The organism is Anaeromyxobacter soli, from assembly GCF_022808855.1.
GTDB classification, from domain to species: Bacteria; Myxococcota; Myxococcia; order Myxococcales; family Anaeromyxobacteraceae; genus Anaeromyxobacter; species Anaeromyxobacter soli.
This window is the reverse complement of the sequence record NZ_JAKZLF010000028.1, coordinates 26,021-47,167: the sequence shown is the minus strand read 5'-3', so window position 1 is coordinate 47,167 and position 21,147 is coordinate 26,021. Positions and strand designations below refer to the sequence as shown.

At 73.6% G+C, this 21,147-nt stretch carries 16 protein-coding genes; 8 read left to right on the top strand and 8 right to left on the bottom strand.

Annotated features, from left to right (window positions below; all coding sequences use genetic code 11):
• Window positions 1-332: 332 nt before the first annotated feature.
• Genes MLV88_RS17615 through MLV88_RS17605 form a run of 3 tightly spaced genes read left to right on the top strand, consistent with a single transcriptional unit; the run spans window position 333 to window position 1,951 of the window.
• On the top strand, window positions 333-1,112 hold the full coding sequence (locus MLV88_RS17615; RefSeq protein WP_243338200.1) for a GNAT family N-acetyltransferase: 780 nt from the start codon (window positions 333-335) through the stop codon (window positions 1,110-1,112).
• On the top strand, window positions 1,109-1,453 hold the full coding sequence (locus tag MLV88_RS17610) for a hypothetical protein (RefSeq protein WP_243338198.1): 345 nt from the start codon (window positions 1,109-1,111) through the stop codon (window positions 1,451-1,453). The genes MLV88_RS17615 and MLV88_RS17610 overlap by 4 nt, the downstream gene beginning before the upstream one ends.
• A gap of 42 nt (window positions 1,454-1,495) precedes the next feature.
• Complete coding sequence (locus MLV88_RS17605) at window positions 1,496-1,951, top strand: hypothetical protein (protein ID WP_242360751.1); 456 nt, start codon at window positions 1,496-1,498, stop codon at window positions 1,949-1,951.
• Window positions 1,952-2,010: 59 nt separating this feature from the next.
• Here MLV88_RS17605 and dnaE read toward each other — a convergent pair whose 3' ends face one another.
• Complete coding sequence (dnaE, locus tag MLV88_RS17600) at window positions 2,011-5,676, bottom strand: DNA polymerase III subunit alpha (protein WP_243338196.1); 3,666 nt, start codon at window positions 5,674-5,676, stop codon at window positions 2,011-2,013.
• A gap of 228 nt (window positions 5,677-5,904) precedes the next feature.
• Between dnaE and MLV88_RS17595 the strand changes: the two genes are divergently transcribed.
• Window positions 5,905-6,105: a hypothetical protein gene (locus MLV88_RS17595; RefSeq protein ID WP_242371160.1), complete on the top strand. Its 201-nt coding sequence runs from the start codon at window positions 5,905-5,907 to the stop codon at window positions 6,103-6,105.
• Between the two features lie 89 nt (window positions 6,106-6,194).
• Here the strand turns inward: MLV88_RS17595 and MLV88_RS17590 are convergent, their stop codons facing one another.
• The 3 genes from MLV88_RS17590 to MLV88_RS24685 all read right to left on the bottom strand — a co-directional run bounded on the left by MLV88_RS17590 (window position 6,195) and on the right by MLV88_RS24685 (window position 9,292).
• Window positions 6,195-6,875: a YkgJ family cysteine cluster protein gene (locus MLV88_RS17590; protein WP_243338194.1), complete on the bottom strand. Its 681-nt coding sequence runs from the start codon at window positions 6,873-6,875 to the stop codon at window positions 6,195-6,197.
• 183 nt (window positions 6,876-7,058) lie between these two features.
• The gene (locus tag MLV88_RS17585) at window positions 7,059-7,985 is read right to left on the bottom strand and encodes a tetratricopeptide repeat protein (RefSeq protein WP_243338186.1); all 927 of its coding nucleotides are present in this window, start codon (window positions 7,983-7,985) and stop codon (window positions 7,059-7,061) included.
• Window positions 7,982-9,292, bottom strand: coding sequence for an ATP-binding protein (locus MLV88_RS24685; protein ID WP_243338184.1), 1,311 nt, complete (start codon window positions 9,290-9,292; stop codon window positions 7,982-7,984). The genes MLV88_RS17585 and MLV88_RS24685 overlap by 4 nt, the downstream gene beginning before the upstream one ends.
• Before the next feature lie 229 nt (window positions 9,293-9,521).
• On the opposite strand from MLV88_RS24685, the gene MLV88_RS17575 reads away from it, so the two are divergent.
• The 3 genes from MLV88_RS17575 (at window position 9,522) to MLV88_RS17565 (ending at window position 16,663) form a co-directional block, all read left to right on the top strand.
• Complete coding sequence (locus tag MLV88_RS17575; RefSeq protein WP_243338181.1) at window positions 9,522-10,976, top strand: DNA-3-methyladenine glycosylase 2; 1,455 nt, start codon at window positions 9,522-9,524, stop codon at window positions 10,974-10,976.
• Window positions 10,973-11,464, top strand: coding sequence for a methylated-DNA--[protein]-cysteine S-methyltransferase (locus MLV88_RS17570; protein WP_243338180.1), 492 nt, complete (start codon window positions 10,973-10,975; stop codon window positions 11,462-11,464). Before MLV88_RS17575 ends, MLV88_RS17570 begins: the two co-directional genes overlap by 4 nt.
• A 321-nt stretch (window positions 11,465-11,785) precedes the next feature.
• The gene (locus MLV88_RS17565) at window positions 11,786-16,663 is read left to right on the top strand and encodes an InlB B-repeat-containing protein (RefSeq protein WP_243338178.1); all 4,878 of its coding nucleotides are present in this window, start codon (window positions 11,786-11,788) and stop codon (window positions 16,661-16,663) included.
• A 38-nt stretch (window positions 16,664-16,701) separates the two neighbouring features.
• Here the strand turns inward: MLV88_RS17565 and ypfJ are convergent, their stop codons facing one another.
• The 3 genes from ypfJ to MLV88_RS17550 form a co-directional block, all read right to left on the bottom strand.
• A complete protein-coding gene (gene ypfJ, locus MLV88_RS17560) occupies window positions 16,702-17,583 on the bottom strand; it encodes a KPN_02809 family neutral zinc metallopeptidase (protein WP_243338176.1) in 882 nt (293 codons plus the stop codon).
• A gap of 131 nt (window positions 17,584-17,714) precedes the next feature.
• Window positions 17,715-18,365 carry a DUF6448 family protein gene (locus MLV88_RS17555; protein WP_243338174.1) on the bottom strand — a complete coding sequence of 217 codons (651 nt, stop codon included), beginning with the start codon at window positions 18,363-18,365 and terminating at the stop codon, window positions 17,715-17,717.
• Window positions 18,362-19,054, bottom strand: a complete 693-nt coding sequence (locus MLV88_RS17550; RefSeq protein WP_243338172.1) for a TetR/AcrR family transcriptional regulator — start codon at window positions 19,052-19,054, stop codon at window positions 18,362-18,364. Before MLV88_RS17550 ends, MLV88_RS17555 begins: the two co-directional genes overlap by 4 nt.
• A 119-nt stretch (window positions 19,055-19,173) precedes the next feature.
• Here MLV88_RS17550 and MLV88_RS17545 point away from each other — a divergent pair, with 119 nt between their 5' ends.
• Window positions 19,174-19,731 carry a YceI family protein gene (locus tag MLV88_RS17545; RefSeq protein ID WP_243338171.1) on the top strand — a complete coding sequence of 186 codons (558 nt, stop codon included), beginning with the start codon at window positions 19,174-19,176 and terminating at the stop codon, window positions 19,729-19,731.
• Window positions 19,732-19,813: 82 nt separating this feature from the next.
• On the opposite strand, the gene MLV88_RS17540 is transcribed toward MLV88_RS17545, so the two are convergent.
• Entirely contained in the window at window positions 19,814-21,127 is a 1,314-nt protein-coding gene (locus MLV88_RS17540; protein WP_243338162.1) for a type 2 periplasmic-binding domain-containing protein, read from the bottom strand.
• Between the last annotated feature and the right edge of the window lie 20 nt (window positions 21,128-21,147).

Here is a 21,147-nt window from a genome sequence, read left to right as displayed (position 1 = left end):
GGGACGCGAACGTTCGCGCGCATCATGGCACTGCACCCCCTGTCGTCTCTGTGGAGACAGGTCCCACATACTACAGGCTTGAAAACAACAGGTCACCCGACGCGGGCCGCTCGAAAGCTAATTTGGGTTTTCGCCTGCCAGATCAGGGGCCTTCGTGTCCGGTGACCCAAGGACTCTGCGCGGGTTCACCGCAGGCACCGACCGTGGGTACGGGCGAGCGCAGCGTGCGATCTGCCGCAGCCGGGGAGACGCTCCGTGACCGCGGAGGTCGAGCGGGCGAGCGGCCGCGAACGCGCTGGACACGCTCGGGATCCGCGCGGAGACTCGAAGCCATGCCCCTCCCCGACCTGCGCGAGCTCGCCCGGCGCATCGAACGCGCCGAGGCGGAGCAGCTCGCGCGGACCGGCGAGCCGGGGCCGAGCGGAGCGCTCGAGCTCGGGGGCGGGCTCGCCGTCTCCAAGGGGCAGGGGTCTCCGTTCTCGGCGGCGCTCGGCGTGGGCCTCGCGGGCACGGTGACCGCCGCGGAGGTCGACCGCATCGAGGCGCACCTCGGGAGCGGCGGTGGCGCGATCCGGATCGAGATCGCCGCGCCGGCCGATGCGTCGCTCCGCGCGGAGCTGGCGCGGCGCGGCTATCGCATCGAGCGGTTCCACCAGATCTGGTTCCGCGCGCCCACGCCGCTCCCGGAGGCGCCCACCGTGGAGGTCCGGCCGATCCGGCGGGAGGAGGAGCGCGCCTGGGCCGAGACCTTCGCCGTGGCGTACTTCGGGCGGATGCCGCAGTACGCCTCCATGATCGAGGGGCTCCTGACGATGCCCCGGGCCCCGGGCAACGTCGCGTTCGGTGCGTTCGAGCGCGGCACGCTCGCGGGGGTCGCGCTCGCCTCCGCGCACCGCGGCGTGGCGACGCTGTCGGGCGCCGGCGTCGTGCCCGAGCGGCGCGGGGGCGGCCTCCAGCTCGCGCTCGTGCGCGCGCGGCTCGCGTGGGCGGCCGCGCTGGGGTGCGATCTCGCCGCCTCCGCGACCGAGCCCGGGACGGCCTCGCAGCGGACGCTCGAGAAGGCGGGCTTCCGCTGCGCGTACCCGCGGGCCGTGCTGGTGAGGGAGCGATGAGCGCCGCGCGCGGGATCGCGCTCGCGCTGGCGCTCGCGGCCTTGCCGCTCGGCGCGTGCGCGCGGCGCGGAGCGCCCGCGGCGACCGCCACGGCCGCGCCGAGCGAGGCGCCGCCGGCTCCCGCCGCCGGGCTGCACGAGCCCTGCCCGGAGACCGGGTGCGCGACCGGGCAGACCTGCGTGGAGTACTGCGGCATCGCCGGCTGCGGCCCAGGCAAACCGACGTTCCGGACCTGCGAGATCCGCTGCGAGACGAGCGCGGAGTGCCCGCAGGGCCTCACCTGCGGCACGATCGCGGACGGCCCCGGGCGCGTGTGCACGCTCTCGCGACCTCCGCTCTAGCGGCGCGCCGCGCGAGAGGGGCGGGATGCGCAGGTTCTCCGCATGGAAGCGACTGCACTCCCGCGCAGGCTGGCGCTCGCCCAGGGCGCGTACTGGGTGGCGACCGGGATCTGGCCGATCGTCCACCTTCGAAGCTTCGAGGTCGTGACCGGGCCGAAGCAGGCGGGCTGGCTCGTGAAGACGGTCGGCGCCCTCATCGCGGCGGTGGGCGGGACGCTCGTCCTGGCGGGGGCCCGGCGCCGCGTGACGGAGGAGATCGCGTTCCTCGGCGCCGCGTCCGCGGCGGCGCTCGGCGGCGCCGGCGGCTGGTACGCGGCGCGCGGGCGGATCCGGCGCATCTACCTCGCGGACGCCGCGCTGGAGGCGCTCACCGTCCTCGGGTGGTCACTCGCGTGGCCGGAGACCCGCGGACGCGCCGCCCGGGGGCGGCGTGGAGCCGGGGAGTTCCGCGCGCGCGTCATCCCCATCGAGCGGAGCGAGGCGGTCCCGGAGATCTAGGTCGTTGCGTACGGGGCGGAGGATCGTCGCCGAGCTGTCCTGTCCCGGCGGCGGCCGGCTCAGCGCAGCTCCACCTCGAACCCGAGCCGCCGCGCCGACTCGAGCAGGTCGTCCGTCGGCTGCACCTTCGCCGGAACCGAGACGGTCGTCTCGCTCTGCTCCGGGACGACGGCGCGCACGGTGACCGTGCAGGTGCCGGGGTTGCGGGCGAGGAGCGCCTTCAGGTCGGTCGCGCGCTCCTTCGAGAGCCGCTCCGCGTCGATGCGGAGCGCGATCTCGGAGGTCTTCTGCTTGCGCACGAGCGAGAGCGGCTCGATGTCGATGGCGGTGATCTCCGCCCGCGGGTTCTCCTCCTCGCGGTTGTTGATGCGGACCTCGCCGTGGACGAGCAGCGGCTCGTCGGACTTGCAGAAGACCTCCCAGTCCGTCCAGCCCTTCTGCGCGGGCCGCTGGCCGGTCGCCGGGCGCGAGGCCCAGCACACCACCTCGACCGTGCCGGTGAGATCCTCGAGCGTGAGGAAGCCGAAGCGCGTGCCCTTCTCCTTGTTCATCCGCTCGCGCACCGCCGCGACGACGCCCACGACGGAGACCTTGTCGCCGTGCCGCTTGTTCGCGACCGCGGCGCAGGTGGTCGAGGCGTACCGTCGGACCTCCTTCTCGTAGCCCTGCAGCGGGTGGCCGGTGAGGTAGAAGCCGAGCGCCTCCTTCTCCAGCGCGAGCCGCACGCGCTCCGGCCACTCCTCGACGGTGAGCTCGCCGATGACGTCGCCGGGCCGCGGGTAGCGCGGCTTCTGCTCGACCTGCGCGGCGGGGAGGGCGCCGAACAGGCTCGCCTGGCCGGAGGCGCGATCGGCCTGCGCGGAGGCGCCGGCCGCGAAGGCGGAGTCGATGCCGGCGAAGAGTTGCCAGCGCGGCACGCCCTCGAAGTCGAGCGCGCCGGACTTCACGAGCGCCTCGACCACCTTCTTGTTGATCTTCTTCGAGTCCACGCGCGAGGCGAGGTCGTAGAGGCTCTTGAACGGCCCGCCCTCCGCGCGCGCCTCCAGGATGGCCTGCACGGCGGAGTCGCCCACGCCGCGCACGGCGCCCAGGCCGAAGCGGATCCGCCCCTTGGAGTTTTTGCCGGGGCGGCCCTCGCTTCGCCCACTTCCCCCCGCCTCCAACGGGCCGAACGCGCCGAAGTCCTTGAAGGACTCGTTCACGTCCGGCGGGAGCACCTCGATCCCGTCGGCGCGCGCCTCGGAGATGTGCAGCACGACCTTGTCGGTGTTCGACGCCTCGCTCGAGATGAGCGCGGCCATGAACTCGACCGGATAGTGCGCCTTGAGCCAGGCGGTCTGGACGGTGAGGAGCCCGTACGCGGCGGAGTGCGACTTGTTGAAGCCGTACGCCGCGAACTTCTCCATGAGGTCGAAGATGCCGCCGGCGACCTTCTCGTCCACGCCGCTCTTGACGGCGCCCGCGAGGAAGCCGACGCGCTCCTTGGCCATGACCTCGGCCTTCTTCTTCCCCATCGCGCGGCGAAGGAGGTCCGCCTGTCCCAGCGAATAGCCCGCCAGGACCTGCGAGATCTGCATCACCTGCTCCTGGTAGACGATGACGCCGTAGGTCGGCTCCAGGACCGGCTCGAGCTTGGGGTGGTCGTAGACCACCTTCTCGCGGCCGTGCTTGCGGTCGATGTAGACGTCCACCATGGTGCGGCCGTCCTCGAGCTTCTGGTCGAGGGGGCCGGGCCGGTAGAGCGCGCCCGCGGCGATGACGTCCTCGAACCGCGAGGGCTTCATCTTGATCACCATCTCGGTGAAGCCCGAGGACTCCATCTGGAACACGCCGGCGGTGTCGCCGCGGCTGATGAGCTCGTAGACCTTGGGATCGTCGATGGGGATGTCGGCGGCGGTGAAGTCCTTCATCTCCGGGTGGTTCTGCTTCACCATCCGGAGGGCGTCGTCGATGACGGTGAGGGTCTTGAGGCCGAGGAAGTCGAACTTCACGAGGCCCGCCGCCTCGACCTCCTCCTTCGCGAACTGCGACACCAGCATCTCGGACTTGTCGTCCTTGTACGCCGGCACGTACTCCCAGAGCGGCTTGTCCGCGATGACGACGCCCGCGGCGTGGAGCCCGGCCTGGCGGTTCAGGCCCTCGAGGCTCATCGCGATGTCGAGCAGGTCCTTGGTCGTGACCGTCTGCTGGACGCCCTTCTCGTCGACCCACTGCGAGATGACGGTCGGCTTCTTGTAGAGCTCCTCCAGCCGCGGCTCCGCCGGCAGCTTGTCGCTGCCGAACACGAGCTCCTTGAGCGGCGGCGTCTTGCCCTGGACGGGGTCCGGGACGAGCTTCGCGATCTTGTCGCCCTCGGCGAAGGGCAACCCCATCACGCGGACGACGTCGCGGATGACCGAGCGCGCCTTGAGCGAGCCGAAGGTGATGATCTGGCCGACGTTGTCCTTGCCGTACTTCTCGCGGACGTAGTCGATGACCTCGTCGCGCCGGTTCTGGCAGAAGTCGACGTCGAAGTCGGGCATCGACACGCGCTCCGGATTGAGGAACCGCTCGAAGAGCAGGTTCCAGCGGAGCGGGTCGAGGTCGGTGATGCGGAGCGACCAGGCGACGATGGAGCCCGCGCCCGAGCCGCGGCCGGGGCCGACCGGGATCTGGTGCTGCTTCCCCCAGTTGATGAAGTCCTGGACGATGAGGAAGTAGCCGCTGAACCCCATCTTCTTGATGACGCCGAGCTCCATCTCCAGCCGCTGCCGGTAGGCGTCGCGGTCGTGCGGGTACTTGCCGTCGATCTCGCGGAAGCGCGCGTCGAGCCCGTCCTTCGCGAGCTTCTCGATCCAGGCCTCCTCGGAGACGCCGTCGGGGAGCTGGAAGCGCGGGAGGAAGGACTTCCCGAGCTGCAGCTCGACGTTGCACAGCTCGGCGATGCGGAGCGTGTTGTCGATCGCCTCGCGGTAGTCCGGGAGCGCCGCGACCATGTCGTCGGGCGACTGGATGAAGAGCCCGTCGGTGTCGTGGCGCAGGCGCTTCGGGTCCTGGAACGTCTTGTTGGACGCGATGCACATGAGGACCTCGTGCGCCTTCGCGTCCTGCCGGGAGACGTAGTGGGCGTCGGCGGTGGCGACGAGCGGGATGCCCTCGTCGCGCCCGAGCTGCGCGAGCTTGGCGTTCACGTCGAGCTGCTCGCGCATCCCGTTCGACTGGACCTCGAGGAAGAACGAGCCTGGCTCGAAGATGTCGCGGTACTCGCGCGCGACGCGCCGCGCGCCGTCCATGTCGCCCTGCCGGGCGAGGCGCGGCACCTCGCCGGCGAGGCAGGCGGTCATCCCGATGAGGCCCTTCGAGTGGTCGCGCAGGAGCTGCTTGTCGATGCGCGGGTCGTAGTAGAAGCCCTCGGTGAAGGCCTTGGAGGAGAGGAAGCGGAGGTTCGCCCAGCCCTCGGCGTTCTTCGCGAGGAGGATGAGGTGGCGGCCGATGCGCTCGGAGCGGTCGTGCCGGCCCTTCTCGCCGGCGACGTACGCCTCCATGCCCATGATGGGCTTCACGCCGGCTTCCTTCGCCTTCTTGTAGAAGTCGACCGCGCCGAAGAGGTTGCCGTGGTCGGTCACGGCGACGCTCTTCATGCCCTTCGCCTGGACGGTCTTCAGCAGGTCCTTGATGCGGATCGCGCCGTCGAGGAGGGAGTAGAGCGTGTGCAGGTGCAGATGGACGAAGTCGGTGCCGGGCATCGAGCGCTGGGTTGTAGCAGGGGGGGCTGACGCCTGCCAGGCAGCGCAACCCCGCGTTGAGTAAGCAGGTTTTATCGTCGGCCCGCGTCGGGCGCCGGCGGCGCGCGCGGTCCCGGGGCGGCGGGCGCGGGGATCCGCGGTCTCGCCGGCTCGGTCCCGCGTCCCCGATCCGATTGCGCGTGCCCGTCGACGGCATCCCGTCTACAACTGCGGCCACAGGAGAAGATCATGCCCGTCAGCCCGAAGCGGAAGAAGAAGGGGAAGCCCGTGCACCGTGCGCAGCCTGCGGCTGCGGACGCGGCGGCAGAGGGCGCGTCGGCGTCGCCCGACGTCGCGGAGCATCAGAGGAACGTCGAGCGTCGCGTCGGGAAGCCGCGGAATCCGTTCGTCGAGAAGCAGGGCCCCAGGGCCTCGCAGCGCGGACGCTGACGGTCGATGCTGACGGTCGATCGGGACCCCCCGCGTCCGCGAGGTTCGCGGCCGGGGGCGCGCGCGTCCAGGCAGCTCGGCAGGGAGGCTCACTCGAGCGGGATCCGGCTCCCTGCGAGGAACCCGGCGACCGCTGCCGGGCCACCGAGGAAAGTTGCCGTCATCCCGGACACGTCCCGCTGGCGCGCGTCGAGCCCGCGCGCCGCGAGCGCGCGGGAGAGGGTCTCGCGCGCGGTGTCGTGAAGCGCCTTCTGCAGCGTATCCATGGCCACGAGCCCCGGCTCGTCCTCTGCGAGCTCTCCGAGGGCGCGGCGACACTCGGCGGGATCGAGCGAGCTGATGCTCCGGCAGGCGAGCGGCCTCGCCGCGTGGATGGCGCACCGCCCGGCCGCGTCCGCGAGCGGGCACGCGATGCGGCCCGAGATGCGCTCCCGGTCCTCGAGCCACCGGACGCGGTCGTGGAACGCGCCGAGCCTCGCCGCCAGCGCGGACAGCTCGCCCGCCGGGACGTCTCGCCGGAGGAGCGCCGCCGCGACCGCCCCCTCGATCGCGAGCGTCCCGACGTTCACCGTGCAGCACGCCGCGCACCCCGGACCGCACGCGGGGGCGGGGCTGCCCGCAGGACGACCGGACGCGAGCTCCTCCTCGACGATCGCCCACACCCCGCCGAGCAGCTCGGCGAGGTCGGCCTCGTCGCGCGCCCGCGCGAGCGACGCCGCAGCAAGGGTGGCGACGCGTTCCTCGCAGCGGGCGACGGGGTCGTGGAGCATGGCTTTGGCGGCATTGTCGGCGGCGGCGGCGAGCGCGGGAAGGGCGAGGACGGGGCGTGCCGGGGGAAACGCCGGGTTCGCACGCGGGGTGACGCGGGCGGCCCCACGCGTCCGGGCGCGCGGCTGCGCTCCGCCCGCGCGGGGCAGCTCGCGCGACCGGATCCGCCTTCGCGCGTGCCGCGGCTACGACCGCAGCCGCCCCGCCTTCCGGTCGGCCTCGAGCCGCACGTAGATCGCGTGAAGCTGCGGATCGGTCTCCGCGAGCCGCCGGATCCCCGCCGTGCGGCGCCAGAACCAGATCCCCCACGTCGCGACGGCGCCTGCGAGCACCACCGCGAGCGCGACCCAGCGCAGGGACTCGCTCGCGCCGCGGCCGATGCGCTCCAGGAGACGAGCGCCCTGCGTCACCCCGATCGCGACCGCGAACAGCGTGCCGCCGCCCGCGAGCTTGCGGACGGACGCGTGGGTGTTCTGCTTCGCCACGGTGAGCGTCGGGTCGAGGATCACCGCGGAGCGGAAGGCGAGCGCGGCGTCGCGCGTCCGCTTCTGCGCGTTCAGCGCGACGCCGAGGTTGTTGAGGGTGGCGGCGCGCTCCGGATCGAGGGCGAGGCTCTCCCGGTAGTGCCGCTCGGCGCGCGCAGGATCGCGCGCGAGGCAGAGGTCCCCGAGCTGCGCGTGGTAGCTGGCGTCCTCCGGGTCGAGCGCGACCGCGCGCTCGGCGGACTCGCGCGCCTCGGGGAGGGCCTTCATGGCCTCGAGGACGACCGAGCGCACGTAGTGCGCCGGCGCGAGGTCCGGGGCGAGGCGGACCGCCTCGTCCGCGGCGGCGCGCGCCTCGTCGCCGCGCCCCATCGCGGAGAGCGCGAGCGCGCGGAGCCGGTGGAGCCACTCGGAGTCCGGCGTCGCGCCGATCCCCGCCTCCGCCGTCCGGAGCGCCTCGTCGTTCGCGCCGCGCTGGAGCTGCACGCGCGCGAGCAGCGCGTGGCCCTCCTCGGCGGAGGGATCCACGGCGAGCGCACCGCGCGCGGCGCGCTCCGCCTCGTCCAGGCGACCGAGGTCGAGCGCGGCGCGCGCCCGCCCGATCAGCCCCTGCAGCCCCGGCGCGCTCATGCGAGCTTGATCGCCTCGAGGTGCTCGAGGAGGTCGTCGTAGGCGCCCCCCTCGTTCGCGTAGATCGCGTGGTTGCGCGCCACCTCGAACCAGGCGCGCGTGGAGGGCTTCACGTCCTTCGCGGCGCGCGCGAGGAGCGCGTCGTCGATGGGCTGCTCCGCCTTCCTCTTGCGGGTCGCCTCGATCGCGAGCTCGGTGGCGGCCTCCACCAACGCGGAGAGGTCCGCGCCGCTGAAGCCGTCGGTCATGCGCGCGACGCGCGCGAGGTCGGTGCCGCCCGCGACGGGCCGCTCCCCGAGCTTCAGCTCCAGGATGCGCTGCCGCGCCTCCGCGTCCGGCGGCGGCACGAAGGCCAGCCGGTCGAAGCGGCCGGGCCGGCGCAGGGCCGGGTCGAGGTCCCAGGGGTGATTCGTGGCCGCGAGGAAGAACACGCCCTCGTTCCGCGACGCGAACCCGTCCATCTCCGAGAGGAGCTGGTTCACGAGGTTCCGCCCGGCGGTGCCGCGCAGCTGCGAGCGGCGCTGCCCGAGGGCGTCGACCTCGTCGAAGAACAGCACGGTCGGCGCGCGGCGCCGGGCGTTCTCGAAGAGCTCGTGGAGCCGCCGCTCGCTCTCGCCGAACCACATGTCGAGCACCTGGGACAGCCCGACCTCGGTGAAGCGCGCGCCGATCTCGCCGGCGAGCGCTCGGGCGAGGAAGGTCTTCCCGCAGCCGGGCGGCCCGTAGAGCACCATCCCGCCGCCGATCTTCTTGCCGAAGCGCCGGTACGTCTCGGGATCGCGCAGCGGCCCGAGGAAGCTCCGCTCGAGCCGGGCCTTGAGCTCGTCCATCCCGCCCACGTCGGCGAACGCGACGGAGGGAGGCGCGTCGTCCTCGATCGGCTCGCCGTCGCTGGAGAGGAGGCGGAGGTTCGGTCCGCCCGCGAGCCGCTCGCCGCGGGACGGCGTCTCGTCGTCGTCCTCGTCCTCGTCCTCCTCGTCGACGTCACCGCGGGCGTCGGGCACGCGGACGGCGGGGGAAGGGGTGGAAAGCGGCGTCGCGGGCGAGAGCGGGCCCGCGAGCGCCTTCGCCGCGAGCCGGTACGCGGCGGCGCGGCCGGGGTCGCCGGCGGCCTCGGCCGCACGGGCCGCGCCGTCGAGGAGCGGCCCCGAGCCGGGCGCGAGCCGGAGGCCGGCCTCGAGCTCGTCGAGCGCCTCCCGCGGCGCGCCGGATCCGAGGAGGTGCTCCCCGAGCGCGGCGCGCAGCTCGGCGGAGTCGTTCGCCGCGATGGCCGCGCGGAGCGCGAGCACGACGGGATCACTGGTCACGATGCGATGCTACTCGCTCGGCCGCTCGCTTTGGAACCCGCGTGCTCGCTCATGGCGTGGCGCAGCGGGCCATGCCGCTGCCGCGCACACCCGCTCACGCCGGCGCCAGGAACGCGCGCGGGTCCGCCGCCTGGCGCCGGAGCGCGCCCGCCCCGGTGCGCGTTCTCGCCGTCGCCCCCAGGTCCGAAAACGGCCAGACGTCGTCCGCGCGAGCCGCTAGACAGGGGGCGTGATCCTCGACGCCGAAACCTGCTTTGGCGCGCTGACCGCGCGGGACCCCCGCTTCGACGGCCGCTTCTTCGTGGGCGTCCGGACGACCGGCGTCTACTGCCGCCCGGTGTGTCCGGCGCGCACGCCGCGCCGCGACCGCTGCGTGTTCTTCGCGCGCGCGGCGGAGGCGGAGCGCGAGGGCTTCCGCGCCTGCTTCCGCTGCCGACCGGAGCTCGCGCCCGGGGGTGGCCCGGTGGACGCGGTCCCGCGCCTCGTGTCCGCGGCGGCCGCGCGGATCGGGGAGGGCTTCCTCAACGAGGCCTCGGTGGACGACCTCGCCGCGGCGCTCGGCGTCACGTCCCGCCACCTGCGCCGGGCGGTGGCCGCCGAGCTCGGCGTCACCCCGATCGAGCTGGCGCAGTCGCGTCGGATGGCGCTCGCGAAGCAGCTCCTCCACGACACCGCGCTCCCGATGGCCGAGGTGGCCTTCGCCGCCGGGTTCTCGAGCCTGCGCCGGTTCAACGCGCTCTTCCAGCAGCGCTTCGGCCGCCCGCCCTCGGCGATCCGGCGCGCCCACGGCGACGGCGCCGCGACGAGCTCGCTCGTCCTCCGCCTCGACTTCCGCCCGCCGCTGGACTGGGAGGCGCTGCTCGGCTTCCTCGCCGCGCGCTGCACGGCGCGGGTGGAGCAGGTGGAGGGCGGCGCCTATCGCCGGACGGTGCGCCTCGGCGGGCGGAGCGGCTGGGTCTCCGTGACGCGCGACCCGGGACGGCCGGCCCTGCGAGCCGAGGTGTCGCTCTCGCTGGCGGGCGCGCTCATGCCGCTCGTGGCCCGGCTGCGCGGGCTGTTCGATCTGGACGCACGGCCCGACGCGGTCGCGACGTGGCTGCGGCGCGATCCGGTCTTCGCGCGCTCCGTCCGTCGTCGCGAAGGCCTGCGGGTCCCGGGGGCGTTCGACGGGTTCGACGCCGCGGTGCGCGTCGTCGTGGGACAGCAGGTCAGCGTCGCCGCGGCGACCACGGTGGCCGGGCGGCTCGCCGCCGCCCTGGGCGAGCCCGTCGAGACGCCGTTCCCGGGGCTCGACCGGCTCGCCCCCACGCCGGAGGCGGTGGCCGCGGCCGGGATCGACCGGATCGCCGGGGTCGGCATGCCCGGGGCACGCGCCCGGACGATCCTGGCGCTGGCGGAGGCGGTGGCCGGCGGCGGCCTCGCGCTGCACCGCGGCGCCGACGTAGAGGCCGTACGGTCGGGGCTCCTCGAGCTGCCCGGCGTGGGCCCCTGGACCGCCGAGGTGATCGCCATGCGCGCGGCCGGCGATCCCGACGCGTTCCCTGCCGCGGACCTCGGCGTGCTCCGCGCGCTGGGCACTGCCTCGGCCCGGGTCGCCGAGGTGCGCGCCGAGGGCTGGCGCCCGTGGCGCGCCTACGCGGTGATGCACCTGTGGACCCCGGCGACGAAAGGAGCGGAGAGATGACCTTGCGTGAGCGGGTGATGGAGAGTCCGGTGGGCAGGCTGCGGCTCCTGGCGGACGGGGACGCCCTCGTGGCCGTGTACATGGAGGATCAGGGCGGCGCGCCGGTGCTCGCCGCGGAGGACGGCCGGGGAGACGCCCTGCTCGAGCGGGCGTGCCGGCAGCTCGAGGGCTGGTTCGCGGGAGAGCGGACCACCTTCGACCTCCCGCTCCGCCCCCGCGGCACGCCGTTCCAGCTCGAGGTGTGGCGCGCGCTCGCCGAGATCCCGTTCGGCGAGACGAGGACGTACGGCGAGATCGCCGCTCGCCTGGGCGCGCCCTCGGCGGCGCGGGCGGTGGGCGCGGCCAACGGTCGTAATCCCCTCGCCATCGTGATCCCGTGCCACCGGGTGATCGGCGCGGGCGGTGCGCTCACCGGCTACGCCGGCGGGGTCGAGCGGAAGCGTTGGCTGCTGGAGCACGAGCGGGCGGCGCTTCCGCAGGCTCGCTGAGAGCGCCGCTCACCGCGCGTCACCCTCGGCGTGGTCACCGGCGGAGCGGGCGTCGTTCGCGACGAGCCAGGCGTGGCGCGCGCGCGGCTCTGATACGGCGGGCTCTGCTCCGGGGCCCGGGGGTCGCGATCGCGTCACGTCGCGCGGGCGATGTCCTCGGAACGCGGGACGCCTCGTCGCCTCGCACGCGAGAGCGCCACTCACGTCGGATGTAGGTGTGGCGCTGCGTCGGCTTTCGCCTTGCGCCCGCCGTCAGCAGTCGCGTACGGTGAAATTCACCGCGAGGCAAGGCGCACCGCCCGCCAATCCCTGGAGATTTCCATGCGTCGGGTCATCCCCGTCCTCCTCGTCGCGCTCGCGCTCGGCTGCGACTCGAAAGGCGCGCCGATCGCCTTTCGCAGCGCCGCCGGCTCGACCGTCTCCGCGCTCGGCCCGATCGTCGGCGCACCGGTGGGGATGGACGCTCCGGTCCCGGGCGCCAGCGGCGTGGCTCGAAGGGCGCCCGCCGTCGCGTTCGACGGCACGAGCTACCTCGTCGTGTGGGAGGACGAGCGGAACGGGGTCGACGCGGACGTCTACGGCGCGCGCGTCAGCGCGACCGGGGCGCTGCTCGATCCGCACGGGATCCCCATCGCCACCGGCCCCGGCGCCCAGCGCGCGCCGGCCGTCGCCTTCGACGGCGAGCAGTACCTCGTGGTCTGGGAGGACGCGCGGTCGGGCGCGTCCGACGTCTACGGCGCGCGCGTGAGCAAGGCGGGGGAGGTGCTCGACGCCGGAGGAGTCCCGATCTCGGCTGCCGTGGGTGACCAGATCCTCCCGGCGGTCTCGGGCGGACGCGGGGGCTTCCTCGTCGCCTGGAGCGACGTCCAGGGCGGGACGGCGCGCCTCCACGCGGCGCGCGCCACCGGCGCCGGCGCGCTCACGCTGGGCTCCGAGTTCCCGCTGTCCGCCGCCGCGGGGTGGCAGGACTTCGCGGCGATCGGCTTCGATGGCGAGAGCTACCTCGTGGCGTGGTCCGACGGCCGCAACGGCCTCGGCCCCGGCGACACGGACATCTACTCGGTCCGCGTGAGCGCGGCTGGCGCCGTCCTGGAGGGGAGCGAGGCGCTGGTGTCCGCGGCGCCGGGCGCCCAGCACCACCCCGCGATCGCGATCGGTCCGTCTGCCGCCCTGATCATCTGGGAGGACGAGCGAAGCGGCATGGGAGCGTCGGACGTGTACGGCGCGCGCGTGGGCGCGACGGTGCTCGATCCCGACGGGATCCTCGTCTCCAACAGTCCGTTCCAGGAGTACTCGCCTTCCGTCGGGTTCGACGGCACGGGCTGGGTGGTCGTCTGGAGCGATCTCGGCGGGGGCTCGGGCTCGCAGGTCTACGGGGCGCGCCTGAGCGCAGAAGGCGCGCTGCTCGACCGGCTCGCCTTCACCCCGGGGCTCTACGGTCAGGAGCGAACCGCGATCGCATGGGGCGCCGGGTCCGGGCTCGTCGTCTGGGGCGACGGTCACACGAGCAAGGGAACGGAGATCTCCGGCACGCTCGTCGACGGCGCCGGGCGGGTGCTGACGCCCAACGGCACGCCCTTCACGAGCGGCGCGAACACCCAGGTCGCCGGCGACGTCGCGTTCGATGGGGCCGACTACCTCGTCGTCTGGCATGACAACCGGAGCGGGGCGGGCTGGGACGTGTACGCCGCGCGGGTGAACGCGAGCGGCACGGTCCTCGACGCCGCTGCGATCCCGATCGCCACCGGGCCGGGTGATCAGGTCGCGCCGACGGTCGCTTTCGACGGGACGAACTACCTCCTGGCCTGGGAGGACCGCGCGATCGGTGGCGGGGACATCCGTGCTGCACGCGTGACGCCCGGCGGCGCCCTGCTCGACGCGGACGCCGTCAAGGTCAGCAGCGCGCCCGGCCTCCAGGTCCAGCCGGCGATCGCGTGTGACGGCTCGAGCTGCCTCGTGACCTGGCAGGACCAACGCAACGGGGTCTGGGACGTCTATGGCGCTCGCGTGTCCTCTCCCCAGGCCACGGTGCTCGATCCCGGCGGCATCCCGATCTCCACGGCGCCCGGCTGGCAGGTGGGGCCCGACGTGGCCTTCGACGGTCAGTCCTACTTCGTCGTCTGGACGGATCAACGGAGCTCCGTCGGCGACATCTACGGCGCTCGCGTGTCCACCTCCGGCGTCGTCGTCGACGCGCAGGGGTTGCCGCTCGTCACCGTGCCGGGGGGCCAGGGCGGGCCGCGGATCTCGTACGGCCGCGGGCAGTACCTCGTCGCGTGGAACGACAACCGGAGCGGGAACAACGACGTCTACGCGACGCGGGTCGGGGCGGCCGGCGCGGATCCCGTCGCGCTGGATGCGGGCGGGTTCCCGGTCACCACCGCGCCAGGACATCAGTTCCTGCTGGGGATCGCGTTCGACGGCGTGAACGATCTCGTCATCTGGGAGGACCGGGGCGGAGCCGCCGGAGCGGTCGCCGGCCTCCGCGTGAGCGGGGCGGGGGCGCTCGTGGACGGGAGCCCCTTCGCGCTCGCCACCTCTGCGAAGCAGGGCCTGGTCGCCCGGATCGGCCGCGGCGCGCCCGGGCAGACCCTCGTGGCCTACGCGGGCTGGGATGGCTCGGCGCCCGCCGACGGCGCCACCCGGGTGCGGGCGGAGCTCGTCACCGCGTGGGCACCCCTGCGAGTCTCGCGCGCCGGGACCGGCGCCGGGCGCGTCGTCTCGTCGCCGGCAGGCATCGACTGCGGAACGGGGTGCAGCGCGGACTTCGACGCCCCGGCCCAGGTGACGCTCAGCGCCGTGGCGAACGTCGATTCGACGTTCCAGGGGTGGTCGGGCGCGTGCTCGGGCACCGGGACCTGCACCGTCACGATGGACGCGGCGAAAGACGTCACCGCGACCTTCGCCGTCACGAGCTACGCGCTCACCGTCCGAACGGCCGGCCTGGGCAAGGGCAGCGTCGCGGGCGACCTCGGGATCGCGTGCGCCCCTGGATCGTCCGAGGGATGCACCGTGCAGGTGCCGAAGACGACGCCCGCGCAGCTCGTGACCCTCACCGCGACCCCCGGCGCGGACTCCGTCTTCGCGTCCTGGTCGGGCTGCACGAGCGTCTCGGGGCCGGTCTGCACGGTGGCGATGACGAGCACGCGTACCGCCACCGCGACGTTCCAGCCCGCGACCTACACGGTGACGACGCGCACCTACGGGACGGGGAAGGGGAGCGTGGCGGGCGATGGGCTCACCTGCGTGAGCGGCGTGTGCACGGTGAGCGTCGCGAACACGAGCCCGGCGCAGGTGGTGACCTTCACTGCCGTTCCGGAGGCGGACTCCGTGTTCGCCTCGTGGTCCGGCTGCACGAGCGTGTCGGGCCCGGTGTGCTCGGTGGCGGTCACGGGCGCGAGAACGGTCATCGCGACGTTCCAGCCGGCGACGTACACCGTCACGACGCGGACGTCCGGGGTCGGCAAGGGCGCAGTCGCAGGCGACGGGCTGACGTGCGTGAGCGGCGTGTGCACGGTGAGCGTCGCGAACACGAACCCGGCGCAGGTCGTGACCTTCACGGCCGTTCCCGAGGCGGGGTCGGTGTTCACCTCATGGTCGGGCTGCACGAGCGCGTCGGGGGCGGTCTGCTCGGTGGCGGTGACGGGTACGAAGACCGTCACCGCGACGTTCGGGCCGGCGACCTACACGGTGACCGCGCGGACCACGGGGACGGGGAAGGGCAGCCTGTCCGGGGACGGGCTCACCTGCGCGAGCGGCGTGTGCACGGTGAGCGTCGCGAACACGAGCCCGGCGCAGGTGGTGACCTTCACGGCGGTGCCCGAGGCGGGATCGATCTTCACCTCGTGGTCCGGCTGCACGAGCGTGTCGGGCGCCATGTGCTCGGTGGCGGTGACGAGCGCGAAGACGGTGACGGCCACGTTCCAGCCCGCGACCTACACCGTGACGACACGGACCACGGGGACGGGGAAGGGCAGCGTGTCTGGGGACGGGCTCACCTGCGCGAGCGGCGTGTGCACCGTGAGCGTCGCGAACACGAACCCTGCTCAGGTGGTGACCTTCACTGCCGTTCCGGAGGCGGACTCGGTGTTCTCTTCCTGGTCCGGCTGCACGAGCGTGTCGGGCCCGGTGTGCTCGGTGGCGGTCACCGGCGCGAGGACGGTCACCGCGACGTTCCAGCCGGCGACGTACACCGTGACGACGCGGACGTCCGGGACCGGAAAGGGCGCAGTCGCGGGGGATGGGCTCACCTGCGTGAGCGGCGTGTGCACGGTGAGCGTCGCGAACACGAACCCTGCCCAGGTGGTGACCTTCACGGCCGTGCCTGAGCCGGACTCGGTGTTCACCTCGTGGTCGGGCTGCACGAGCGTCTCCGGACCGGTGTGCACGGTGGCGGTGACGGGTACGAAGACCATCACCGCGACGTTCGGGCCGGCGACCTACACGGTGACCACGCGGACCTCCGGGATCGGCAAGGGGAGCGTAGCGGGTGACGGGCTCACCTGCGTGAGCGGCGTGTGCACGGTGACCGTCGCGAACACGAACCCGGCGCAGGTCGTGACCTTCACGGCCGTGCCGGACGCGGACTCGGTCTTCACCTCGTGGTCGGGCTGCACGAGCGTGTCCGGGCCAGTCTGCTCGGTGGCGGTGACGAGTGCGAGGACGGTGACGGCGACGTTCCAGCCCGCGACCTACACGGTGACGACGCGGACGTACGGAACGGGGAAGGGCAGCGTGTCCGGGGACGGGCTCACGTGCGCGAGCGGCGTGTGCACGGTGAGCGTCGCGAACACGAACCCTGCCCAGGTGGTGACCTTCACGGCGGTGCCCGAGGCGGGGTCGGTCTTCACCTCGTGGTCGGGCTGCACGAGCGTCTCCGGACCGGTGTGCACGGTGGCGGTGACGAGCGCGAGGACCGTCACGGCGACGTTCGGGCCCGCGACCTACACGGTGACGACGCGGACGTACGGAACGGGGAAGGGCAGCGTGTCCGGGGACGGGCTCACCTGCGCGAGCGGCGTGTGCACGGTGAGCATCGCGAACACGAGCCCTGCCCAGGTGGTGACCTTCACGGCGCTGCCCGAGGCGGGCTCGATCTTCACCTCGTGGTCCGGCTGCACGAGCGTGTCGGGCGCCGTGTGCACGGTGGCAGTGACGAGCGCGAAGACGGTGACGGCCACGTTCCAGCCTGGCAGCTGACCCGCGAGGCTCGGCTGCGTCGAGTCCGTCGCAGGAGGTCACGGCTCCGGGGCCGCTCGCCCGCGCGGCCTCGGCGCGCCCCGGTCCTCCCCGTCGCCGGCGATGGCTCCGCCGAACGTGTCGCACGCGTCGAGCTTCGCGGTGTCGTAGCCGCGGCGGAACCAGCGCGCCCGCTGCTCGGCCGTGCCGTGCGTGAAGCGCTCGGGGTGCACGCTCCCGGTGGTGGTCTGCTGGATCCGGTCGTCGCCGACCGCCGCCGCCGCGCGAAGGCCGGCCTCGAGGTCGCCGGGGTCGAGCTGCCCGCGGTCGGCCACGGTCCGGGCCCAGGCGCCGGCGAGGCAGTCGGCCTGGAGCTCCATCTTCACGGAGAGCGCGTTCTGCGCCGACGGGTCGCGCTCCTGCGCCTCGCGCACCCGGGGGGCGATCCCGAGGACGTTTTGCACGTGGTGACCGACCTCGTGGGCGATGACGTAGGCCTGCGCGAGCTCGCCTGGCGCGCCGAACCGGCGCGCGAGCTCGCGATAGAACCCGAGGTCGATGTAGACCTTCTCGTCGAGCGGGCAGTAGAACGGCCCCATCGCCGAGGAGGCGTCGCCGCAGCCGGAGCGCGTCCCGTCCCAGAACAGCACGAGCCGCGACGGGCGGTAGCGCCGGCCGAGCTCGCGCGTCCAGACGTCCTGGGCGTCGTTGAACGACGCGACGGCGACGTCCTCGAGCGGGGACTCCTCCGCCTTGCGTTGCTCGACCTGCTCGGGGGACGACGGCGCCTCGCCGCCGCCCACCATCGAGAGGAAGTCCTTCCCGAAGATGAGGCTCAGCGCGGCCACGACGAGCGTGCCGCCGAGCCCCAGGCGCAGCCCCGCCCCGCCGAGCCCACGCCGGTCCTCCACGTTCGAGCTATCCCCCCTGCCGAGACGCATGCGTCCGCCCTCCCTTTCACAAGATGATGACGGAGGGCGGCCCTGGCGGTCGAGCCGTTGCGGGAAGCGTCGCCGGCGCTCGCGGGGATCCGGCGCGGCGGGCGTGTCCACCCGGCCGCGCCGGACCGGCGTCAGTGGACGTGGCGGGCGTCGGCGCCGCGCGCCGGGTCACGCCGGGCCTGCTCCGGAGCGTGAGCGGCCTCGGGCGCGCCCGCGTGGCCGTGCGCGCCGGGCCCAGCCGCGGCGGCCTGCACCCCCTCGACCCAGTGGACGAACGGGACGTAGGCGGCCACCCAGCGGCGGCCGGCGGCCACGTCGTCGGCCGGCGGCTTCTCGGCCGCGAGCCGGCGCCAGCGGGCCTCGAGGCCACCGTGCACGGAGTCCCGGAGGAACGCGTCGATGGCCCTGGGATCGCCCTTCGCGATCGCCTGGTCGACCACCGCCACCGCGGGCTCGACCTCACCCGCGGGCTTGAGGCCGGTGTAGGGCGCGCCCTCGCTGGCGCGGTGGACGCGGACCACGGTCTCGAAGAACCAGCGGTCGGCCACCTCGCGGGCCTCCTTGCCGGCCTTGCGGGCCGCGCGGGTCTTTGCGAAGGCCTCGCGGATCTCGGCCTCGCCGGAGGCCGGCACCCACGCGAGGACCGGGTTCAGCTGGCCCGACTCGAGGGCGGACCGGGCGGCCACGACCACCGGCCCGTCGAGCGTGTCGCAGTGGGCGCGCGCGAGCGCGGGGGAGAGGAGGGCGGACAGGGCGAGCGGCAGCAGCAGCTTCGTCTTCATGGGAGTTCTCCTGGGCTTCGAGTACGGGTCAGGTGCCGTCGGGTGGGGGGCGGCGGACGGCGGGCCGCGCTCCGCGGGCGGGGAGCGGCCCCGCGGAGGAACGTCTCGAGCGTGCTCCAGACGCGCTCGGGCAGATCGGCGACGTCGCCGGGCGGCACGGCGCGCGAGTGGGCCAGCGCGAGGAGCGCGCCGAGCACCACGATCGAGGCCTCCTCGACGCGGAGCCCCTTCGCGAGGGCGCCGCTCCGGAGCGCCTCGGCGATGCAGGCGCGGACGAAGTCCGTGGACCGGGCGCGGAACTCCTCCAGCCGCTCCGCGCCGGCGGCGGGCGCCGCGTGCGCGAGCTCCTCGGAGGCGAAGAGCCGGGCGATGCCGGGGCGGCCGCGGATCACGGCCACGCGCTGGCGGAAGAAGTTGCCGAGCCGCCGGATCGGATCGGCGTCCTGCGGCGGGAACGCCTCGAACAGGAGCTCCCCCACGCGGTCGATGGCCGCGAGGACGATGGCCTCCTTGGTCGGGAAGTGCCGGAACAGCGCCGCGTCGGTGACCCCCACCTCGCGCGCGATGGCGAGCGCGGTGAAGCGGCCGACCCCCTGGCTGGCGATGACGCGCAGGGCGGCGTCGGCGATCTCGCGCCGGCGGTCCTCGGCGGGCTTTCGTTCGCGGAGAGGTTCGGGCGGCCGTGGCATGCCGGATTGGTAAGTAAGTACGAACTAACTTGCCAGTCGCTGTGCCGATGGGACCCATCGAGGTGCGCGCGCCGCTGGCCGTCCTTGCTCCTCCCATGGGACGACGCCATCCTGCGGCCATGGCGGACCCGGCGAGCCTGTCGAGGCGTAGCTACGGACCCGACGCGGCCCGCTGCGAGGTCCTCACCTTCCGCGAGGGGGCCCTCTCGGCCTTCGCGCACGACCTCCTCCTGCGCGTCACGGCGTTCGAGCTCGTCGTGGACCCGGTCGTCCCGTCGGTCGCCGCGCGGCTCGATCCGACGTCGCTGCGCGTGGTGGGGGCGATGCGCGACGGCCGCCCGCTCGCGGGAGCGCTCCGCGCCACGGACGCGCGGGAGATCGAGGAGGCGATCGCGGCCACGGTGCTGCGCGCGCGGCGCTTCCCGGACATCCGCTTCGTGTCCACGGGCGTCTCCCGCCGCGACGGCGGCGGCTACGACGTCCGCGGCGCGCTCACGCTCGTCGGGGTGACCCGGCCGATCGAGGTCGCGGTGAGCCGCGACGGCGAGCGGCTCGTCGCAGAGGTGCCCCTGCACCAGCCCGCGTTCGGCGTGAGGCCGTACAGCGCGATGCTCGGGACGCTCCGCGTGAAGCCGGACGTCCTCGTGCGCCTCTCCGTGCCCGCCGACGGCCTCTGAGCCGGCGCGCGCCCGGAAGGCGCCGGCGGCCGCCCCCGCGAGGGAACGGCCGCCGGACACTACGTCACCGCCTCCGGCGAGCCTACTTCGGGAACCTCGGCTGCCAGGTCTCGCCGCTCTCGTTCACCCAGCCCTCGAAGCGGATCTTCGAGTCGACCTTCCGGTCGTCCCAGTAGATGTCGCTCGCGGCGACGTACTTGCGGAGCGCCTCGAGGACCGTCTTGTAGTCGCGGCGGTCCGTGGCCGGGAGCGTCGCGTCGTAGACGCGATCGTTGAGCATCGCGATCGTGGACTTGATCATCAGGTCCTGATCCTTCCTCGGCCACTTCACGAGCACGAGGTCGTTGTTCGGGTCGGCGTCGTAGCGGTTCACCTCGAGGATGTACCTCAGGGCCGCGCCCTGCTGGCGCATGTTCTCGCCGTACGACGCGAGCACGTGGTCACGCGCCACGCTGTACGCGAGCGTCTGCTGCGCGGTGTTGAGCGAGTTCCACACCTGCTTGTTGACGATCATCCAGGTGATGAGGAACTGCTGCTGCCAGCCGGGGAAGTGGACGTAGCGGACACCGACCGTGCCCGGGTTGTCGGCGGTGTTGAAGAGCGACGAGACGTCGTCGAGCGGCGTCGCGAACTCGAAGCCCTGGAGGTAGCCCAGCTTCACCGCGTCGACGAGCGAGCCGCCACCCGGGATGGGCGCGATGAACTTGAGGTTCTTCTGGGGGATGACGCCGCGGGCGACGAGGTCGTCGCAGGCGCGGTTGAGCGTGTACTCGCCGGGCGGGAGGTAGCGGAGCGTCCAGTTCCGCTGGCACAGACCTTCGAGTCCGATGCCCGCGCGCCCGGGGGCCTCGCCGATGGGCTCGTAGAAGTAGCCGGACAGCTGCTCGGCGTTGCCGACGATCGGGAGGACGACGACGTTCCGGTTGTTGAGGTCGAGGATCGACTGGAGCAGCTCGAGGCCGGAGCGCTGCCCGTCGTCCACGGACTTCCCGAAGAGGAAGCCCAGGTACTCGTCGAAGCCGGGGCCGAACGGCACCCCCGAGTTGAAGAGGAAGCCCCAGGTCTTGTTGAGCTCGCTGCCGGAGTTGTACGCGGCGTCGAAGCCGCCGCCGGCCGCGCCTGCCCCGACGGCGGCGACGATGTCGCCCTTGAACTGCGAGGGGATTGCCGGGATGCCCGGCAGCTTCACGAAGTTGACCCTGCCGGCGGGGCCGAGTGTGAGGTCCGTGATGCTCGCCAGCTTCGCGCCGTAGTCGTCTGCCGGCGGCCCCATGGCCGCGGCGGTGCTGAAGCTTCGGAAGTAGATGTCCGTCGCGAGCGCGGGCGTCGCCGCCAGCGCGAGGACGCCGGCGAGGAGCGCCGTGCCCGCCGCGTGCAGTGGGTTGCGAGTGTTCATGAGGTCCCCTTCGGATGCGT